The sequence below is a fragment of the Streptomyces sp. CNT360 genome (assembly GCF_000424785.1).
In genome coordinates this window covers 392000-410713 of record NZ_KE384243.1, presented here as the reverse complement: position 1 = coordinate 410713, position 18714 = coordinate 392000, and the positions used below count along the sequence as shown (strand labels likewise).

The window sequence follows — 18714 nt, the reverse complement described above, 5'->3', positions numbered from 1 at the left end:
CGAAAGCCCGCGGTACGAACGGCCAGGCCCCCGGCTCACCCTGTGGTCCCCACGCACGCAGCCGAAAGCCCGCGGTACGGACGACCAGGCCTGGTGGCCCTGACGACCGGACGCTTGGGGCGGGCTACCGGATGCCGCGGTGTCGGTCCCGGCGACGGAACGCTGCGGTGTCGGCGACGGGACGCTGCGGTGTCGGTACCCGGGGGTGGCCGTCCCAGCGATGGAACGCTCCGGCCCGGAAGCCGGACCCGGCGGTCCCGCCGACCGGACGCTGCACGGTTGGTGCCCGTGGCGACTGGCCCCTGTGGGCGCGGGGTCCGCAACCCGACCGTCCGCAATGGGTCCTTCCGGCAACCGACCGTCCGCAGTGGTTCGTCCCGGCACCCGAGCGTTCACGGCCGACGGGCGAGCGAGCATTCGCAACGGGCCGTCCCGGCAGGCGGCCATCCGCGAAGAGGCACCCCGTCAGTTGGCGGCCCGCCCCAGGCTCACCGGCAGCCGACTGCCCGCGGCGGAGCCCCACCAGCCGTCCTCCGGCGAGCACCGGCGGCGGACTGCCCCAGCAATCGGGGCCCATCCGTCCTCCGCGAGCACCCGTGGCAGGCTGCCTCAACAAGCGGGGCCCAGCCCTCCCCCACGAGCACCCGTGGCAGGCTGCCTCAACAAGCGGGGCCCAGCCCTCCCCCACGAACACCCGTGGCAGGCTGCCTCAACAATCAGGGCGTCCACAGCCGGACTCCGGCGAGCGCCCGCAACGGGCCGTCCCGGCAGGGCACGTCTGCTGGGGGCTGCTCGGCAGGCGGCTGGCGGGCAGTCGGCTGTCCGCGGGCGGGCGGCGAATCCGGTGGGGGCGGGGGCTGGGTCCGCAGGGCCCGCGCGGGAGCGCACCCGTGCGTCGAACGGTCCCCATCGGACCTGCGCGTCGAGGTCCGCGACCTCTCCCCGCACGGCGCACCGGGACACGCGCGCCTCCTGTGAACGCGCGACCCGCCGCGCCGCCGCGCAGGCTGTGGCCTGGCCCTGTAGTGCCCGATCGGCTGCCGCGAGAGCGGCCAGGTCCGCCGCGGAGCCTGCCCGGTGACGGATGTGCACCGCCTGGCCGAACGCGAGCACCGCCGCGAACACCGCGCACAGTGCCACCGCGCCCAGCGCCACCCACACCGACGCCGACCCCCGGTCGCTGCTCAGCCGCCTCCTCATCCGTCCTCCCTCCCTTCGCGTTCCCGATCGCCTTCCTTCCGGCCGCCGTCTTCCGAAACCCGACCGTCGTCGCCTTCCTCCATGGCGACCGCCTCGGACCGCAGCTCCGCGGTGAGGGGACCGGGCCCGGCCGTGCGCGCCCGTACTGCGACGCGCACCAGCCCTCCCCCGCTCGTCACCTTCAGCCGGGCCCCGGGCGGAGCCGCCGACCGCACGGCACTCGCCACCCCGGCCTCGGACTCTCCACGTGCTGCGGCCCGCGCACCGGCCCGGGCCGCGTCCACGCACTGGATCCTCGTCACCGCGGCCATCAATCCCCACAGCAGTCCGGCCACCAGCAGCACGAGCGCCGGGATCACCACGGCGGCCTCCGCGGTCACGTAACCCGCACTCCAGTCGGTGTCCCGCCTCCACCTGCCGCGCCGGGGTCCGCTCCGCTCGTCGTGGCCGCATGGCGCCGCCCATGGGAGCCGGTCGGCCGTGGCTTCAGAACCGTCCACGGAGCGCCCGCGTGATGAGCTGCTGCAACTGGTCGCTCACGGGGCCGCTGTTGACGACCTTGTAGAGCACCGCGGCCAGTGCCACCGCCGCCAGCGTGCCGATCGCGTACTCCGCCGTGCTCATCCCCCGGTCGCCGCCCGGCCTGCGTGCCGCCCACGCCTTCTCCCGGAGCCGGCGCAGCCTCGACCGCCGCAATACCGTCCTTGTCCACATCCCACTTCACTCCCTGTCTTCCGTGTTCTGCGGGCCTGTTACCTCTTGTGCTGCCGAGCCCGGCCCGCTCTTGAGGGCGCGTGCGCTCCTTGCCCCGTCGGCCCCGTCGGCCCCGTCGGCGGCTGCCCCGGGGCCGGTCTCCTGCTCTCCTCCGCCCTGCCTCACGGCGCCGTAGGTGACCGGTCCGGCGCAGGTGCCGTCGGCCCGCGCGGCCGGCTCACCACAGCGAGCGGGCAAGTCCCAGCAGTACGGGCGCCACCCCGATCGCAAGGAAGGCGGGGAGGAAGCAGAGCCCGAGAGGGCCTGTGACCAGTACGGCGGCCCGTCTCGCCCGGCTGTTCGCCGCACGGGCCCACCGCGCACGCAACTCACCGGCCAGGCGCGTCACGGACTCCACGGGAGGGACCCCGGCGACACCGGCGCGCTCCATGCACCGGGCGAACTCCACTCCCCAGGGGCGCTGTGCGAACCGTCCCCACACCAGGGCCGGTTCCGCCCCCAGCCGCAGCTCCGTCGCCGCTCCGGTCAGCCGCTCCCCCAGCGGGCCGCCGATCGACCCGCCCACGGCCTCTGCCGCCCGCTCGGGCCCCGCACCGGCCGCCAGGCAGGCCGCCATCAGGTCCGCGGCCAGCGGCAGTTGTTCCTCGGCGTCCTGCTCGTCCTGGTCCCGCGTGGCATCGCGGTCCGACTGGCGGCGCAGCCATCGCCACGCGGCCCAGGCGGCCACCGCTCCGGCCGCCCATCCCAGTGGTCCGCCGAGCAGAAGGAGAGCGGCGGCACCGGCGCCTGCGGCCCCCGCCCCTTCCCGTACCCGTCTGCTGTGCAGCGCTGCCCGCCCCTTCAGCAGCGGTCCCCTCGACGTGCCCTCGCCCCTGCCCGGTCCGCCTCGGGCCGACCGGCACACGAGATGCGCCCGCCCCTGCACGTGGTGCCGGCGCCGGAACGCCTCGACGGTCCCCACCACGCACCCGGCGGCAGCGGATACGGCCACGATCACGAGCGTCAGCCACGCCGACGGTGTCCACAGCCTGGGGACAACCTCCGCCCATGCGCCGCTCATCGCGACCCCTTCGTCGCGCGCGTCGACAAACGCTCCACCGCGTCGGTCCCGGCCCTCCGCTCCCGCCGGACTGTCCCCTCGGCCGAGCGCACGATACGGGCGACCCAGGCGAGCCCCGCCCACTCCAGGGCCAGCCCTGTCACGAGGCAGGCGAACCCCGCGGGGGTGTGCAGCAGGATCTGCAGGGGGTTCGCTTCCATGGCGCCGCCCAGCACCAGCCCGAAGGCCGGCAGCAGCGCGAGCACCAGCGCGGTGGAACGCGGCCCCGCAAGCTGGGCGTTCAGCTCTTCCCTCTGTTCCTGGCGGGCCCGCAGCGAAGCGGCGACGCGTGCGAGCCCTTCGGCCAGCCCGGCCCCACCGTCGACAGCGACCTGCCAGCAGGCGGCGGCTCCGGCCAGCCCCGTGGCGCCCGGCAGTGCGGACGCCTCCCGCAGGGTCGCGGGCACGTCGCCACCGAAGCGTGCCGCGGCGAGCACGGCCGCGCCGTGGTCTCCGAAGCGCTCCAACACCGCCCGGTCGACGGCGAGCAGGGCTGCACCGGGTTGCCTGCCGGCGCGGAGTTCTCCCGCCACGCCTGCGCAGAGCTCGACCACGGCCGACTCTCGGTCCCGGGCGTGGCGGTCCGCCTCCCGGAGGCGCAGCCATCGGCGTACGGCAGGCACCGCCAGGGCCCCGGCCACGACCGGGAGCCAGGACCGGCCCAGCAGGGCGATCAGAAGGCCCACGGGAAGGCACCATCCGGCCTGTCCGAGGCGGGTGGTGACCACGCGGCGGGCCGAGCGGACGACCTCCTGCCATCGGCGAGGGAGCTCGTAGGTCCGTTGCGGGTCCACCGGTTCCCCGCCGCCCGCGAGCAGCAAACGGGCCCGCCGACCGCCCTCGTGTCGTCCCGTCATCAGCCAGGCGGCGGCCCCCGCGCACGCCATCGCCGCGTACGCCGCGTGGGTGCCGGCCTCCTGGGCCGCAGCCGTGCCCGTGCCCAAGACGCCGGTCACCGCGGGCTCCTGGCCGTCGCGTCCGCACGGGGGGCGACCTCGGCTGCGGGGGTGGCGGGCGGCGGCTCGTACGGGTGCCCGGGGCGGAGCTGCGGGTGGAGGCCGTACGCATTGTTCCGCCCGCCGGTGGTCCTCGCGCCGTCCGGACTCTCCGTGCCGGCGCAGCCGTTCGCGGAGCCCCCGGGCCGGCGCCTGGCCGTGGTGCTGCCTGCCGGTGCTTCCGTCCAGGAGGTGGGGCCTTCCTCGTCGGAACGCCTCAAGCACAGTTGGCGCAGTCGCTCCCAGCCGCTGGCTCGGACAAAGCCGCCTGCCGCCGTCTCCGCACCGTCCGGCCCGCTCCACAGCGCGGCCGGCACCGTCGTGACCAGTCCGGCGGTGTCCCGCTCCAGCACGTGGATCTGTGCGATGCGCCGCCGCCCGTCGCGCCCCCGCACCAGGTGCAGGATCACATCGAGTGCGGCCGCCAACTGGCTGTGCAGCGCCGCCCGGTCGAGCCCCGCGGTCATCCCCAGGGCCTCCAGGCGCGCGGGAACGTCGGCGGCGGCGTTCGCATGGACGGTTCCGCAGCCGCCCTCGTGGCCGGTGTTCAAGGCGGCCAGCAGGTCGGTCACCTCGGCGCCGCGGACCTCGCCGACGACCAGCCGGTCCGGCCGCATCCGCAGGGCCTGCCGGACGAGTTCGCGCAGGTCCACCATGCCCACTCCCTCCTGGTTGGCGGGGCGGGCCTCCAGACGGACGACGTGCGGATGGTCGGGGCGCAGCTCCGCGGAGTCCTCGGCGAGGACGATGCGCTCGTCGTGGCCGACCAGTCCCAGCAGGGTGGAGAGCAGCGTCGTCTTGCCGGATCCGGTACCGCCGCTGATGACGAAGGAGAGGCGTGCCGCCAGAACCGCGTGCAGCAGCCGCTCCCCGCCCGGGGGCACCGTGCCGGCGGCCACGAGTTCCGGGAGGCTGAAGGCGCGGTGGCGGACCACGCGCAGGGACAGACAGGTCGAGCCCACGGCGACGGGAGGCAGCACCGCGTGCAACCGGGTGCCGTCGGGCAGCCGGGCGTCCACCCAGGGGTGGGCGTCGTCCAGCCGTCGCCCCGCGGAGGTCGCCAGCCGCTGGGCCAGCCTGCGGACAGCAGCGGCGTCAGCGAACCGCACCGGCGATCGTTCGAGCCCGCGCCCGCGGTCGATCCAGACCTCGTCGGGCGCGGTCACCAGGACGTCGGTGACCTCGGGGTCGGCGAGCAGGGGTTCGAGCGGGCCCGTGCCGACCAGTTCCGAACGGAGGGTCTCCACGACGTCCAGTACCGCGCTGTCCCCCATGAGCCTGCCCTGGGACCGCAGCACTGCGGCCACTCGCGCGGGCGTGGGTGCGGCTCCGGTCTCGGCGAGGCTGCGCCGCACCGTGTCCAGCAACCGGTCCCCCGCTGCCGCACCGTCGGGGGCCGACGACGGGGCCCCGGGAGGTGGCCGCCAGGAAGTCCGGGTCCGGGCGTGGTCGGGTGTCATGCGGCCACCCCTCCGCCGCTCAGCGCCTGCTCCCAGAACCGGCGGCAGAAGCGGGCCAGGGCTCCGTCCTTCGCGGACCCGGGAGGCAGGCCGCGGTCGATGCCCTCGACCAGTCCGCGCTCCCAGGGGAGCTCGCCGGCCAGCGGCAGGTCGAGCAGGCGGGCCACCTCGGCGTCGTCGAGACCGGTCTCGTAGCGGCGTTCCCCCGCGGGGCCGCGTACGACCGCGCGCAGGTCGCGTACCGCCAGTCGCAACCGGCCCGCGACGCGGTGTGCCGCGGCGACCGCGCGCAGCTCGGCGGGGACGACGGCCAGCCCGAGATCGAGCTGGACGAGCGCTTCGGCAACGGTCTCGTCCACGTGCCGGGGCAGGTCCACGACCACCACCCCACCGCGGCGGCGAGCAGCGCCGAGCACGGCCCGCACGGCGTCGGCGGGCACCGCTGCCGTATCGCTCCGGTCCCAGCTCAGCAGGCGCAGTTCGTGGCAGCGCGGCAGCGAGTCCGCGAGGGCGGTGCCGCCGACCCGGCCCCGGGACTCGGCGAAGTCGGGCCACCGCAGCCCCTTGGTGCGTTCCGCTCCCAGCAGGATGTCCAGCCCGCCGCCGAGCGGATCGGCGTCGACGAGCAGGGTGGGCTCTCCGTGCCGCGCCGCCGTGACAGCGAGGGCGCAGGCGAGTGTGGAGGCTCCGGCACCGCCGCGTCCCCCGATCACGCCGACGGTCAGCGCGGACTTCCCGACCCCCTCCACGGCGTCGGCGATGCGGCCCGCCAGCCAGCTCTCCGCGTCGGGCAGCAGCACCACGCTCTCGGCGCCGACGCGGACGCCCCGCTCCCATACCCCCGGGTCGTCCCAGTCGCGCCCCACGAGCAGCACTCCTGGCCGTCGGGGGACGGCGCCGCCCGGGGAGCCCGGTCCGGGGGCGTCGCCGAAACCGGGGGCGAGCGCGCAGTCGTCCCCGACGAGCACCAGCGGTGCCCGCTCCCAGAGTGCGGCGCCGCTCCAGGAGGCCCACCCCGCGGCGCCGTCGGGTCCGCCGTGCGCCACCTGCGGTTCGGGCGCCCCGGCGGCTGCGCACAGTCGCAGTAGGTCATCGAGGAGTTCCTCGTCCTCGGTGACAATCAGAATGTTTTCGGCCATGGTCCGGACCTCCCCGTCCGTCGGGCACTCGCGTCCGCAAACGGCTGCGGACGCCGACGGGATTCACGGTGCGGCGAACCGGAAAAACTTGTGGATCATGGTCGAAAACTGTGGACAAGCTGGGGTCTGTGAATAACTCGCTCACCCAAACCGGTGACTGCCGGAGAGCAGCGTTCCGATTACGCTCGGTAACAGCTCGAAGGAATCAGAGAGTCCGCTCTCCGAGGGCCGGGAACAGTCGGTCCGGCGCGGCCCGGAGCGGAAAAGTACCCCCGGACATGCGACGACCCCCGCCGGGGGGGAGAGCGGGGGTCGTCTCCACGGCCGACTCGGGGGGGGAGGAGTCGGGCCGGGTTAGCACGGTCGCGAACGATCCGTGACTTCCATGGTGTACCCGAGAGCCTTCTCAGGCAAACCCACGCGCCACAGCTTACGCCGAATGGTGGGCGCCTATGCTCAGTGGCGTGGAAAATCTCGCGTTGCCCCGCACAGCCGCCTTCTTCGACCTGGACAAGACGGTCATTGCGAAGTCGAGCACGCTGACCTTCGGCAAGTCCTTCTATCAAGGTGGCCTGATCAATCGCCGCGCAGTGCTGCGGACTGCTTACGCGCAGTTCGTATATCTCCTCGGCGGCGCCGACCACGACCAGATGGAGCGGATGCGCGCGTACCTCTCGGCGCTCGCCCGCGGCTGGGACGTCGAGCAGGTCAGGGAGATCGTCGCCGAGACCATCCACGACCTGATCGACCCCATCATCTACGACGAGGCGGCCTCCCTCATCGAGAAGCACCACCTCGCCGGACGCGATGTGGTCATCGTCTCGACCTCGGGCGCCGAGGTCGTCGAACCGATCGGGCGGATGATCGGTGCCGACCGCGTGGTCGCCACCCGCATGGTCGTCGAGGAGGGCCGCTTCACCGGAGAGATCGAGTACTACGCCTACGGCCCCACCAAGGCGGAGGCCATGCGCGCACTGGCCGCCTCCGAGGGGTACGACCTGGAGCGCTGTTACGCCTACAGCGACTCGGCGACGGACCTGCCCATGCTGGAGGCGGTGGGCCACCCGCACGCCGTCAATCCGGACCGGGCGCTGCGCAAGGAGGCGCTCGCGCGGGAGTGGCCCGTACTGACGTTCTCGCGCCCCGTCCGCCTCAGGCAGCGCATCCCTTCCCTGTCGATGCCCTCGCGTCCGACGCTGGCACTGACGGCGGTGGCGGTCGGAGCAGCGGCGGCGACCGCGGGCCTGGTCTGGTTCAACAACCGGCGTCAGCTCCGGAACCGCCCACGCTTCCGTCTCTTCTGACGGGTGCGGTCCGCCCGCCAGGAGGGAAATGCCCGTTTCCTTCCGAACGCCCGTAGTTGCACGTAAAAGTAAAGATCTGGCGGCGGGGGTTCCGCTCCCCCGCGGCCGGGGGTACAAAGGAGACAACGGCCCGCGAGACCAGCGGCATCCGAGAGGATCCCGTCCCACTCAAGGCCCCACGGACCGGATGCATGAACATCGGGCACCCACGCGACGCACAGCCCGCGACGGGGCAGGTCCCACCAGGGAAGGGCAAAGCACCCACCCTGATGTCCGGACACACATGTGAAGCACGCACTGGTAACCCGGTCGACATGCCAGCGGTGGCCCCGCCCGAGCGGCGGGGCCACCGCACGTGCGTCAGGCGGCTCCGCGCTGCATCGCCTCACAGACCGCCGTGCTCTCCCGCGCACCGAACTCGACGGCGCGCCCGCAGTGCGCGATCCACGCGCTCATCCCTTCGGGTGTTCCCGAGGCGTAACCCGCCAACGCCGTGCTGTAGGCCTCCCGCCCGAGTTCGGCGTGGCCCACCTCGGCGGGACAGATGGCCTTCGGATCCAGGCCGCTGCCGACCAGCACCACGCGTTCGGCGGCCCGCGCGACCACCCCGTTGTACGAGCCGAACGGGCACAGTGCCTGCAGCTCGCCGTGCACCACCGCGGCGACGACGAGGGCCGGCGCCGTGGAACCGCCGGAGACGAGCTGGGCCAGGCCGTCCAGGCGTGCCGCGACCTCGTCGGCACCGGGAGGCTCCAGGCCCGGCCCGGCGCCCTCCACCGGCTCCCCGGCACGCCGGGGACGACCGACGGTCTCGTCGGGGGCCGCGCCGGAGGCCGAGACCAGGTGCAGCCGGGCGAGGACCCGCAGCGGGGACTGCTGCCAGATGTCGAGCAGCTGTCCGGCCTCGGCGGACACCCGCAGAGCCGCACCGACGGTGCGCGCCTCGGCCTCGCTGCCGAAGTCGCTGCGCCGTCGCACCTCCTCCAGCGCCCAGTCGGCACCCTCCACCGCGGCGGAGGCGCGAGCCCCGCGCAGCGCCGCCTCCGCGCTGACCTCACTGCTGCGGCGGCGCATGATCCGGTGCCCGTAGACGCGGTCGACCGAGGCGCGCACGGAGTCCACGGCTTCGGGCACGCCCGGCAGCGCAGCAAGAGGGGCGAGCGGGTCGGCGGCGGGCGCTGGGGCCGCGGGGGCGCGACCGTTGGAGCCGGCGGTGCTACTCATGCGCACGACCCTACGCACCCACCCGGGCGGCCCAACCCCACGATCGAGTGGTCTTCTTCACTCACGTATTACGGGCCGGCACCCCTGTCGCCTTACGCTGCTGAACATGAAGATCGCTTTCGTAGGGAAAGGCGGCAGCGGCAAGACGACCCTGTCCTCGCTGTTCATCCGCCACCTCGCCGCCACCGGCACACCCGTCGTCGCCGTCGACGCCGACATCAACCAGCACCTGGGAGCGGCCCTGGGGCTGGACGACGAGGAGGCCGCCGCGCTACCCGCCATGGGGGCGCACCTGCCGCTGATCAAGGAGTATCTGCGCGGCAGCAACCCGCGGATCGCCTCCGCCGAGACCATGATCAAGACGACACCGCCCGGTGAGGGCTCCCGGCTGCTGCGCCTCCAGGAGGACAACCCGGTCTACGACGCGTGCGCGCGGTCGGTCACGCTGGACGGCACCGCGATCCGGTTGCTGGCGACCGGCCCGTTCACCGAGTCGGACCTGGGCGTCGCCTGCTACCACTCCAAGACCGGCGCGGTGGAGCTGTTCCTCAACCATCTGATCGACGGCCGCGACGAGTTCATGGTCGTCGACATGACGGCGGGCAGCGACTCCTTCGCCTCCGGGATGTTCACCCGCTTCGACATGACCTTCCTGGTGGCCGAACCGACCCGCAAGGGCGTCTCCGTGTACCGGCAGTACAAGGAGTACGCCCGCGACTTCGGCGTCCCGCTCAAGGTCGTGGGCAACAAGGTGCAGGGCGAGGACGATCTCGACTTCCTCCGCCAGGAGGTGGGCGACGACCTCCTGGTGACGCTGGGCCACTCGGACTGGGTCCGCGCCATGGAGAAGGGCCGGCCGCGCCCCTTCCCGGAGCTCGCGGAGGCGGACCGCCGCGCCCTGTGCACTCTTCACGACGCAGCCGACGCGGTGTACGAGGGACGCGACTGGGAGCGCTACACCCGTCAGATGGTGCACTTCCACCTGCGCAACGCGGAGAGCTGGGGCAACGCGAAGACCGGCGCGGACCTCGCGGCACAGGTCGACCCCTCCTTCGTACTGGGCGAGCAGCGGAACGGAGCAGCCGTACCGCAGCCCCCGCACTCCTCCCCCTCCACACCCCAACCCGCCTGACAGCGGGGACACAACCGGCACCGGGCGGCGCTGGACGGAGGGGGCCTTCGTTCCGTACCGCCCGGCACGGTGCGAAGGCCCCCTCCGCCGGTGCGTCACCGCGCCTGTGAGGACGCCTCCGCGGCCGTGAAGCGGCGCCATCCCTCGGCGGGCTTCGCCCCGATCTCCAGCGACCGCAGCTTCTTGAGCACCTGGGGGTCCTGGGCGTCCAGCCAGTCGACGAGTTGCCGGAAGGAGACGCAGCGCACGCCCTTCTTGCGGCAGACCGTCTTCATGACGTCCTCGACGGCGTCCATGTAGATGCCGCCGTTCCAGTCCTCGAAGTGGTTGCCGACGACCATCGGCGCCCGGTTGCTGTGATAGGCCCGCTCGAAGCCCTTCAGCAGCCCGTCCCGCATCTGCCGCTTCCACTCGGGACGCTTCTCGACCGGCCCGTTGACATTCCCGGACTGGTTGGCCAGGAAGTTGTAGTCCATCGAAAGGGTTTCGAACTTCCTTCCGGGGACCGGCACCTCCTGGAGCGGCAGGTTCCACAGGCCGTGCCGCTTGTCCGGCCAGACCTGGGTGCCGTTGCCGCTGGAGTCGTAGCGGAAGCCCATCTGGCTGGCCGCCTTCAGCAGGTTCTCCTGTCCCTCCAGACAGGGGGTACGACCGCCGACCAGCTCGCGCGTGTAGTCGAACGGCAGCGGCTTGGCCTTGTCGAACCCGGTCGTGGTCTTCCAGTGCTCGACGAACCAACGGGCCTGCTTGATCTCGCTCTTCCACTGGTCGACGGACCAGGAGTTCACCCCGCTCGGCCCGCAGAAGTGGCCGTTGAAGTGGGTGCCGATCTCGCTGCCGTCCAGCCACGCCTTGCGCACCTGCTTGAGCGTGGCCCGGACGTTCTTGTCCTTGAGGTAGCCGATGTCGGAGGCGCCGGGGGCGTGTCCGGGCGGGGAGTAACGTTTCGCCTGGCCTTCCGGCAGCGTGTAGATGCCGCTGAGGAAGTAGGTCTGTGACGCGCCGTACTTCTTGCCCGCGGCCCGGAAGCGCGAGAAGAGCTTCTTGCTGTCCTCGCCCGCGCCGTCCCAGGAGAAGACGACGAACTGCGGCGGCTTCTGGCCGGGCTTCAGCTTGCGCGGCGTGGGCTGGTACGGCTGGCGGCCCGTCAACGAGGTCGAACCGTCGCCCAGGACCTGGGCCTTGCTCTGCGGATTGGCCTGCGGCGCTCCGCGCGGCGCCTCTTCCGTGTGATGCGGGTCGTTTCCGCCGGAGCACCCGGCGGCGGCCAGGGACAGCACCAGCACTCCCAGGACCGCGGTGGTGAGAGCGGGTCGTCTTCGCGTGGCTGCCATCGGCTCACCTCGTCCTCTCGCCTTGTCTCGTCGGTCACCGGGCGGGACCGGCGTCGCCGTGCGTGACAAAAGTGACACAAGACGTTAATCAGACAAATAGGACAAGCTGCTTTTTTACCAGTGTTCACCCGATGGGCCGAAGGTGAGCCGCCAGACCCTGCTCCGCACCTGGAAGAGGCTTGACGTGGGCTTACGTCCTCTTTGCTTCTGCTTGAGGGTGAGAAAAAGGAGGCGAGGAAACGCGGAGCCCCGTGCCGACCGACCAGGGCCCCACCGCAGGGTGCGGATCGTCGTCAAGCCGGACAGGCCGGTGGAAGAGCAGCCGCTTCACGTGACCCCGCAGGGCCGACGGCGGACCCCCTGAGACGGGAGGGGCCGCAGGGCGACGGGCCCACGCGGCCGGTACCGCCTCGCCGTCCGGGGGCAGTTGGGCGGTGCGCGGAGCCCCGGCCCAGCCGCACCCCGGCACAGGTGCCCGCTGGGGCGGGGGCAGTCGTGGACCCGGGGCGGGAGCGACTCGTGGACCTCCAGGGCGGCGCCCGGGCGAGCTTCCGGCGTCAGCCGGGCGACGCCGGGCCCGCCCGCAGCACACCTCTCCGACTGCAACTACCGGCAGGCGTGTTCGGCTCCGGCGGACGACGGCACCCCGCCCGGGGACGGCTCTCCGTACGGCGCCCCACCGGCTGCGGCGCGGCGGCCCCACCCTGCGACACTCGGCCCGGCACCGGGGGCGGGACCGGCGCGGAAGCGGACCCCTGCGGCCACGAACCGCTTGCGCGGCAGTCCCCGAGGTGCGAAGAACATACCGTCACACCCGACATCCGACAGGTCTACACCAATTTCGGCAACGGCCCTTGTCATGGGGGTACGGGGGCTGATGAGCTATGGCCCGGGACAGAGCGCACAGCCCGGGAAAGGGAGATGCCGTGAGCAACGAGAGCCTGGCCAACCTGCTGAAGGAGGAGCGGAAATTCGCCCCGCCCGCGGAGCTGGCCGCGAACGCCAATGTCACCGCCGCGGCCTACGAGCAGGCGAAGGCTGACCGGCTGGGCTTCTGGGCCGAGCAGGCGCGCCGTCTGAGCTGGGGCACCGAGCCGACCGAGACGCTCGACTGGTCGAACCCGCCGTTCGCCAAGTGGTTCAAGGACGGCAAGCTCAACGTCGCCTACAACTGCGTGGACCGCCACGTGGAGGCCGGCCGCGGCGACCGGGTGGCCATCAACTTCGAGGGCGAGCCCGGGGACACCCGTACGCTCACCTACGCCGACCTCCAGCGCGAGGTCTCGCAGGCGGCCAACGCGCTGACCGAGCTGGGCGTCCAGGCGGGCGACCGGGTGGCGATCTACCTGCCGATGATCCCCGAGACGGTGGTCGCGATGCTGGCGTGCGCCCGCATCGGCGCCCCGCACTCGGTGGTGTTCGGCGGCTTCTCGGCGGACGCTCTGGCGACCCGTATCGAGGACGCCGACGCCCGGGTCGTCATCACCTCCGACGGCGGCTACCGCAAGGGGGCGCCCTCCGCGCTCAAGCCGGCCGTCGACGAGGCGCTGACCCGGCCGGGCACCGAGAACGTGCGCAGCGTGCTGGTCGTCAGGCGGACGGGCCAGGAGGACATCTCCTGGACCGAGGGCCGCGACGTGTGGTGGCACGAGCTGGTGGGCCGCCAGTCCGAGGAGCACACTCCGCAGCACTTCGACGCCGAGCACCCGCTGTTCATCCTCTACACCTCCGGCACCACCGGGAAGCCGAAGGGCATCCTGCACACCACGGGCGGCTACCTGACGCAGGTCGCCTACACGCACCACGCGGTCTTCGACCTCAAGCCGGAGAGCGACGTCTTCTGGTGCACGGCCGACGTCGGCTGGGTGACCGGGCACTCGTACATCGTCTACGGCCCGCTGGCCAACGGGGCGACGGAGGTGCTGTACGAGGGGACGCCGGACTCGCCGCACAAGGGGCGCTGGTGGGAGATCGTGCAGAAGTACGGCGTCACCATCCTCTACACGGCGCCCACGGCGATCCGCGCCTGCATGAAGTGGGGCGACGACATCCCGGCGAAGTTCGACCTGTCGTCGCTGCGCGTCCTGGGGTCGGTCGGCGAGCCGATCAACCCGGAGGCGTGGATGTGGTACCGGCACCACATCGGCGCCGACCGCACGCCGGTGGTCGACACCTGGTGGCAGACGGAGACGGGCGGCATCATGATCAGCCCGCTGCCGGGCGTCACCGAGACCAAGCCGGGCTCGGCGCAGGTGCCGCTGCCGGGCATCTCGGCGACCGTCGTGGACGACGAGGCCGCCGAGGTGCCCGACGGCGCGGGCGGCTACCTCGTGCTGACCGAGCCGTGGCCCTCGATGCTGCGCACCATCTGGGGCGACGACCAGCGGTTCCTGGACACCTACTGGTCGCGCTTCCAGGGCAGGTACTTCGCCGGTGACGGTGCCAAGAAGGACGACGACGGCGACGTGTGGCTGCTGGGCCGGGTGGACGACGTGATGCTCGTCTCCGGACACAACATCTCCACCACGGAGGTGGAGTCCGCGCTGGTCTCGCACCCGAAGGTGGCGGAGGCGGCGGTCGTCGGCGCCACCGACCCGCAGACGACGCAGGCCATCTGTGCGTTCGTCATTCTGCGCGGCGGCGAGGCGGAGACCGCCGAGGACGAGGCGCTGGTCGAGGAGCTGCGCAACCATGTGGCCAAGCAGCTCGGCCCGATCGCCAAGCCGAAGCGGATCCTGCCGGTGGCGGAGCTGCCCAAGACCCGCTCGGGCAAGATCATGCGCCGGCTGCTGCGGGACGTCGCGGAGAACCGGACGCTCGGTGACACCCAGACCCTCACCGACGCCTCCGTGATGGACCTCATCCAGTCCAAGCTGCCGAGCGCGCCGAGCGAGGACTGACCGCCGGACACCTGAGCCGACGGGCACCGGCTTGTCAGGCGCGGCAGCCCCGAGGGGGCGCCCGGCAGCGCGCCGGGCGCCCCCTCGCCCGTGTCCGCGGCGGGCAAGGAGCGGCCCGCCGTGGTGCCCCGGTGGGATCCGGCGGGACAGCAACAGCCCCCGAACGGCGCCGGAAAACGGGACACGTGGGGCGGCGGAAGGGGTGTCGGGCTCGCCGAGGTGGCCCGGGGCCGGGACGTGACGGACGATGGTCCGGCATGATCTGAGCCTGACGGCATGTTGACCGGCCGGTAATCGGGGCACCAGCCAGGGAAAGCTCCGGCCCCGCGCCCCCGAGGGGCCGGTCCGCACGCCACGCGCCCGTACGAGGAACAAGGGAGAGACAGCGATGAGCGCAGCCGACGACGGCCGCAGCCTCGGCCAGTTGGTCGCGGCAGCCACCGCGGAGATGTCCGCGCTGGTGCACGACGAGATCGCGCTGGCCAAGGCCGAGCTGCGACAGGACGTCAAACGCGGCGTGATGGGCGGCGGGGCCGCCACGGTCGCCGGGGTCCTCCTGCTGTTCGCCCTGCCTGTACTGAGCTTCGCCGCCGCGTTCGGTATCCACAACCTCGGCCTCGGCCTGGCCTGGTCGTTCCTGATCGTGGGCGGCGCCTACATCGTGCTCGCGCTGCTCCTGCTGCTGCTGGCGCGGATGAAGTTCACGAAGGTCGCCAAGAGCAAGAGCCCGCAGAAGTCGATGGCCTCCGCCAAGCAGAGCGCTTCGGTCCTCTCGCACGCCAAGCCGCACCCGCGCACGGCGGAGGACCCGGGGGCCGAGCGCCCGCAGCTTCAGGGTGTGACACGCTCGTCCGTATGACGCTCGCAGACAGTCCCGCGGCCGTGATCCGTCCCGAGGGCCCTTGGACGCATCGGGACGTGGCCGCCAACGGAGCGCGTTTCCACATCGCCGAGATGGGCGAGGGGCCGCTCGTGCTGCTGCTGCACGGCTTTCCGCAGTACTGGTGGGCCTGGCGGCACCAGCTCCCCGCCCTCGCGGACGCCGGTTACCGTGCCGTCGCCATGGACCTCCGCGGTGTGGGGGGCAGCGACCGTACGCCGCGCGGCTACGACCCGGCCAACCTCGCACTCGATGTGACCGGGGTCATCCGTTCGCTGGGCGAGCCGGACGCGGCGCTGGTCGGACACGACGTGGGCGGCTACCTGGCGTGGACGGCGGCGGTGATGCGGCCCAAGCTGATCCGCCGGCTCGTCGCCGTCTCGATGCCGCACCCACGCCGGTGGCGGGCGGCGATGCTGGGGGACGTACGGCAGACGGCGGCCGGCTCCCACATCTGGGGGTTCCAGCGCCCGTGGCTACCGGAGCGTCAGCTCGTCGCGGACGAGGGCGCGTTGGTGGGCAAGCTGATCCGCGACTGGGCGGGCCCCAAGCTGGCCGGGGCGACCGAGGAGGCGGCTGTCGGGAACTACCGGCGCGCCATGTGCGTACCCTCCACGGCGCACTGTTCGGTCGAGCCGTACCGGTGGCTGGTGCGCTCGCTGGCCCGCCCGGACGGGGTGCAGTTCTACCGGAGGATGAAGCGGCCGGTGCGGGTCCCCACGCTCCATCTGCACGGTTCGCTCGACCCGGTGCTGCGCACCCGCAGCGCGGCCGGTTCCGGTCAGTACGTGGAGGCCCCGTACCGCTGGCGGCTCTTCGACGGGCTGGGGCACTGGCCGCACGAGGAGGATCCGCGAGCCTTCACCAGCGAACTGGTGCACTGGCTCAGCGACCCTGAACCGGACCGCTGAGCCGGTCTCCTCCACGCCTCCGGCCCGGTTCCTCCCGGTCTCGCGCCCCTCGCGTCCGCCGTTCGCACACATGCCTGCCGCATAGACCGAACGGGCGGCGAACGCACGATTACTGACCTTGGGACAGGGGCAAGGAAGCCGGTATGGGCTTGACGCACGACTTCGGTGACGTGGCACGGAACCGCGGCCATCTGAGGCAGACGCGTGGACAGGCTTCCCCCCGTGCCGCCACCTGGCCGCACCTCGCGGACGCCGAGCTGGGCATCCCCCGCATCCTGCGCCGCCGCGCACGCTGGGTCGGCGCCAGACTGCGGCACACCACCCGCACCTGAGACCGGCCCCGAGGTGACTCCCGCGCGGGCGGCTCAGATCGCGCAGCCCTGGCTGTCCACCGGCCGCTGCGCGGTGCGGCCCTTGGTGACGTCCTCGCGGATCTCGTCGAGGCTGAGCGCGTAGCCGGTGCGGTCGTCGTCCAGGGACTTGGCGAACACGACGCCGTAGACCCGGCCGTCCGGGGTCAGCAGCGGGCCGCCGGAGTTGCCCTGCCGGATCGTGGTGTAGAGCGAGTAGACGTCGCGGGTGACGGTGGACCGGTGGTAGATGTCGGGCCCGTTGGCGTGGATGCGGCCGCGCACCCGCGCGGAGCGTACGTCGTAGCTGCCGTTCTCGGGGAAGCCGGCGACGATCGCGCCGTCCCCGCTGTCGGCGCCCTCCTGGGCGAAGTGCAGCGCCGGCGCGCCCAGCCCGGGGACGTCGAGGACGGCGATGTCGCGTTTCCAGTCGTAGAGGACGACGCGCGCGTCGTGGCGCGCCCCCTCCCCGCCGATCTGCACGGTGGGCTCCCGGACGCCGCCGACGACGTGGGCGTTGGTCATCACCTTGCCCGGCGAGAAGACGAAGCCGGTGCCCTCCAGTTCCTTGCCGCAGCCCGCTGCCGTACCGACGACCTTCACGATGCTGCGCTGGGCCCTCTGGACCACGGGGCTGCCCGCCAGCCGGGGGTCGGGCGGGGCCACGTCCCGGATCGGCTCGTCGGAGAAGGGCGAGAAGACCTGCGGGTAGCCGTTCTTGGCCAGGGCGGAGGAGAAGTCGGCGAAGGCGCCGTTGACCTGCTGGGGCATCACCCGTGAGACGCCGACGAGCACCTTGGAGCTGCGGACCTCCTTGCCCAGCGTCGGCAGCGCGGTGCCGGCCAGCGCGGAGCCGATCAGCCAGGCGACGACAAGCATCGCCAGTACGTTGACGAGCGCGCCGCCCGTCGCGTCCAGTGCCCGCGCCGGGGACCAGGTGATGTACTGGCGCAGCTTGTTGCCCAGGTGCGTGGTGAGGGCCTGGCCGACGGAGGCGCAGACGATGACGAGCACCACGGCGCCGACCGCCATCCCCGTACCGGGCCGGTTCCCGTCGGTGAACTGGTCCCACAGCACGGGCAGCACCGACAGCGCCACCAGCCCGCCGCCGAGGAAGCCGACGACGGACAGGATGCCGACGACGAAGCCCTGGCGATAGCCGACGATCGCGAACCACACGGCTGCCACGATCAGCAGTACGTCCAGCACGTTCACCGAATCAGCCTCGCCTTGAGTTCGCCACGAAAGTCCCGTTCCGCCCCGCCTGTCCCCCGGCCCCGGCCCGCGGGGCACCGTACGGCACGCAGGGAGCACCGTACGGACAGCGGGGAGGACACCGTCTCATGCGGACGCGCGGCGCGATCACGCGTGCCAGTCGAGCGGGACCCGGCGGTCGCGGTCCCAGGCGCGTTCCCACCCGGCATGGTGCAGCAGCCGGTCGATGAGCCCCGCCGTGAACCCCCACACCAGCGCCGAGCCGACCATGAAGGCGGGCCCCACGTGCCCGGCGGGGTGGACCGCCATGGCGCGGTTGGCGGGGTCGGTGAGGTGGGCGACGGGGACGGTGAAGACCCGCGCCGTCTCCGCCGGGTCCACGGGCGCGACCGGGCTCGGGCTGCGCCACCAGCCGAGCACCGGCGTGACGACGAAACCGCTGACGGGGATGTACAGGCTCGGCAGGTCGCCGAACACCTGCACGCCCGACGGATCGAGCCCCGTCTCCTCCTCGGCCTCGCGCAGCGCGGCACGCAGCCGCCCGTCCCCCTGCGGGTCGCCGTCCTCCGGGTCGAGGGAGCCGCCGGGGAAGGACGGCTGACCGGCGTGCGCGCGCAGGCTGGAGGCCCGCTGGATGAGCAGCAGCTCGGGGCCTTCCGCGCCCTCGCCGAACAGCACGAGGACGGCCGAGGGGCGGCCGCCGCCGTCCTGCGGGGGCAGGAAACGGCTGAGCTGGCGCGCCTCCACCGTCTCGGCCGCGTCCCGCACCGGCCTCAGCCACGCGGGCAGGCCCTGCCCGCTGACCTCGACGGCGGGCAAGGTCCCGGAGGAGCCGTCGGGGGCCGCCCGGCCGGTGG

Annotated in this window: 17 protein-coding genes; 6 read left to right on the top strand and 11 right to left on the bottom strand. The window is 72.9% G+C overall.

Features of this window, described 5'->3' with window-relative positions; translation table 11 throughout:
- Positions 1–609 precede the first annotated feature (609 nt).
- The 7 genes from H297_RS42155 to ssd all read right to left on the bottom strand — a co-directional run bounded on the left by H297_RS42155 (position 610) and on the right by ssd (position 6607).
- Positions 610–1200, bottom strand: a complete 591-nt coding sequence (locus H297_RS42155; protein ID WP_078514661.1) for an Rv3654c family TadE-like protein — start codon at positions 1198–1200, stop codon at positions 610–612.
- On the bottom strand, positions 1197–1580 hold the full coding sequence (locus H297_RS38775; RefSeq protein WP_037795540.1) for a TadE family type IV pilus minor pilin: 384 nt from the start codon (positions 1578–1580) through the stop codon (positions 1197–1199). Before H297_RS38775 ends, H297_RS42155 begins: the two co-directional genes overlap by 4 nt.
- 106 nt (positions 1581–1686) lie before the next feature.
- Positions 1687–1881 carry a DUF4244 domain-containing protein gene (locus H297_RS0127630; RefSeq protein WP_486589692.1) on the bottom strand — a complete coding sequence of 65 codons (195 nt, stop codon included), beginning with the start codon at positions 1879–1881 and terminating at the stop codon, positions 1687–1689.
- 250 nt (positions 1882–2131) lie between these two features.
- On the bottom strand, positions 2132–2974 hold the full coding sequence (locus tag H297_RS0127625) for a type II secretion system F family protein (protein WP_027739689.1): 843 nt from the start codon (positions 2972–2974) through the stop codon (positions 2132–2134).
- A complete protein-coding gene (locus tag H297_RS38770) occupies positions 2971–3900 on the bottom strand; it encodes a type II secretion system F family protein (protein ID WP_078514685.1) in 930 nt (309 codons plus the stop codon). Before H297_RS38770 ends, H297_RS0127625 begins: the two co-directional genes overlap by 4 nt.
- 65 nt (positions 3901–3965) lie before the next feature.
- Positions 3966–5468 (bottom strand): TadA family conjugal transfer-associated ATPase, encoded by a 1503-nt coding sequence (locus H297_RS38765; RefSeq protein ID WP_078514657.1) that lies wholly within the window; start codon positions 5466–5468, stop codon positions 3966–3968.
- Positions 5465–6607: a septum site-determining protein Ssd gene (gene ssd, locus H297_RS0127610; RefSeq protein WP_027739688.1), complete on the bottom strand. Its 1143-nt coding sequence runs from the start codon at positions 6605–6607 to the stop codon at positions 5465–5467. Before ssd ends, H297_RS38765 begins: the two co-directional genes overlap by 4 nt.
- 452 nt (positions 6608–7059) lie before the next feature.
- Between ssd and H297_RS0127605 the strand changes: the two genes are divergently transcribed.
- The gene (locus H297_RS0127605; protein ID WP_027739687.1) at positions 7060–7911 is read left to right on the top strand and encodes an HAD family hydrolase; all 852 of its coding nucleotides are present in this window, start codon (positions 7060–7062) and stop codon (positions 7909–7911) included.
- A 360-nt stretch (positions 7912–8271) separates the two neighbouring features.
- Here H297_RS0127605 and H297_RS0127600 read toward each other — a convergent pair whose 3' ends face one another.
- Positions 8272–9135: a hypothetical protein gene (locus H297_RS0127600; RefSeq protein ID WP_027739686.1), complete on the bottom strand. Its 864-nt coding sequence runs from the start codon at positions 9133–9135 to the stop codon at positions 8272–8274.
- A gap of 106 nt (positions 9136–9241) precedes the next feature.
- Here H297_RS0127600 and H297_RS0127595 point away from each other — a divergent pair, with 106 nt between their 5' ends.
- Entirely contained in the window at positions 9242–10267 is a 1026-nt protein-coding gene (locus H297_RS0127595) for a nucleotide-binding protein (RefSeq protein ID WP_027739685.1), read from the top strand.
- A gap of 95 nt (positions 10268–10362) precedes the next feature.
- Here the strand turns inward: H297_RS0127595 and H297_RS0127590 are convergent, their stop codons facing one another.
- Complete coding sequence (locus tag H297_RS0127590; protein ID WP_027739684.1) at positions 10363–11601, bottom strand: hypothetical protein; 1239 nt, start codon at positions 11599–11601, stop codon at positions 10363–10365.
- A 926-nt stretch (positions 11602–12527) separates the two neighbouring features.
- Here H297_RS0127590 and acs point away from each other — a divergent pair.
- The 4 genes from acs to H297_RS0127570 all read left to right on the top strand — a co-directional run bounded on the left by acs (position 12528) and on the right by H297_RS0127570 (position 16624).
- Positions 12528–14501, top strand: a complete 1974-nt coding sequence (gene acs, locus H297_RS0127585) for an acetate--CoA ligase (protein ID WP_027739683.1) — start codon at positions 12528–12530, stop codon at positions 14499–14501.
- 388 nt (positions 14502–14889) lie between these two features.
- Positions 14890–15360, top strand: coding sequence for a phage holin family protein (locus tag H297_RS0127580; RefSeq protein ID WP_027739682.1), 471 nt, complete (start codon positions 14890–14892; stop codon positions 15358–15360).
- Positions 15357–16292, top strand: a complete 936-nt coding sequence (locus tag H297_RS0127575; RefSeq protein ID WP_027739681.1) for an alpha/beta fold hydrolase — start codon at positions 15357–15359, stop codon at positions 16290–16292. Before H297_RS0127580 ends, H297_RS0127575 begins: the two co-directional genes overlap by 4 nt.
- 143 nt (positions 16293–16435) lie before the next feature.
- Positions 16436–16624 (top strand): hypothetical protein, encoded by a 189-nt coding sequence (locus H297_RS0127570; RefSeq protein ID WP_027739680.1) that lies wholly within the window; start codon positions 16436–16438, stop codon positions 16622–16624.
- Positions 16625–16657: 33 nt separating this feature from the next.
- Here H297_RS0127570 and H297_RS0127565 read toward each other — a convergent pair whose 3' ends face one another.
- Together H297_RS0127565 and H297_RS0127560 are read right to left on the bottom strand one after the other, a co-directional pair.
- A complete protein-coding gene (locus tag H297_RS0127565) occupies positions 16658–17857 on the bottom strand; it encodes a MarP family serine protease (protein WP_027739679.1) in 1200 nt (399 codons plus the stop codon).
- Positions 17858–18004: 147 nt separating this feature from the next.
- Complete coding sequence (locus H297_RS0127560; protein WP_027739678.1) at positions 18005–18676, bottom strand: NUDIX hydrolase; 672 nt, start codon at positions 18674–18676, stop codon at positions 18005–18007.
- Positions 18677–18714: the final 38 nt, after the last annotated feature.

Excerpts from the sequence above, each read along its gene's own strand:
- H297_RS42155 (WP_078514661.1), bottom strand. The coding sequence starts at position 1,200 with ATGAGGAGGCGGCTGAGCAGCGACCGGGGGTCGGCGTCGGTGTGGGTG.
- H297_RS0127625 (WP_027739689.1), bottom strand. The coding sequence starts at position 2,974 with ATGAGCGGCGCATGGGCGGAGGTTGTCCCCAGGCTGTGGACACCGTCG.
- H297_RS38770 (WP_078514685.1), bottom strand. The coding sequence starts at position 3,900 with ATGGCGTGCGCGGGGGCCGCCGCCTGGCTGATGACGGGACGACACGAG.
- H297_RS38765 (WP_078514657.1), bottom strand. The coding sequence starts at position 5,468 with ATGACACCCGACCACGCCCGGACCCGGACTTCCTGGCGGCCACCTCCC.
- ssd (WP_027739688.1), bottom strand. The coding sequence starts at position 6,607 with ATGGCCGAAAACATTCTGATTGTCACCGAGGACGAGGAACTCCTCGAT.
- H297_RS0127605 (WP_027739687.1), top strand. The coding sequence starts at position 7,060 with ATGCTCAGTGGCGTGGAAAATCTCGCGTTGCCCCGCACAGCCGCCTTC.
- H297_RS0127600 (WP_027739686.1), bottom strand. The coding sequence starts at position 9,135 with ATGAGTAGCACCGCCGGCTCCAACGGTCGCGCCCCCGCGGCCCCAGCG.
- H297_RS0127595 (WP_027739685.1), top strand. The coding sequence starts at position 9,242 with ATGAAGATCGCTTTCGTAGGGAAAGGCGGCAGCGGCAAGACGACCCTG.
- H297_RS0127590 (WP_027739684.1), bottom strand. The coding sequence starts at position 11,601 with ATGGCAGCCACGCGAAGACGACCCGCTCTCACCACCGCGGTCCTGGGA.
- H297_RS0127580 (WP_027739682.1), top strand. The coding sequence starts at position 14,890 with ATGAGCGCAGCCGACGACGGCCGCAGCCTCGGCCAGTTGGTCGCGGCA.
- H297_RS0127575 (WP_027739681.1), top strand. The coding sequence starts at position 15,357 with ATGACGCTCGCAGACAGTCCCGCGGCCGTGATCCGTCCCGAGGGCCCT.
- H297_RS0127570 (WP_027739680.1), top strand. The coding sequence starts at position 16,436 with ATGGGCTTGACGCACGACTTCGGTGACGTGGCACGGAACCGCGGCCAT.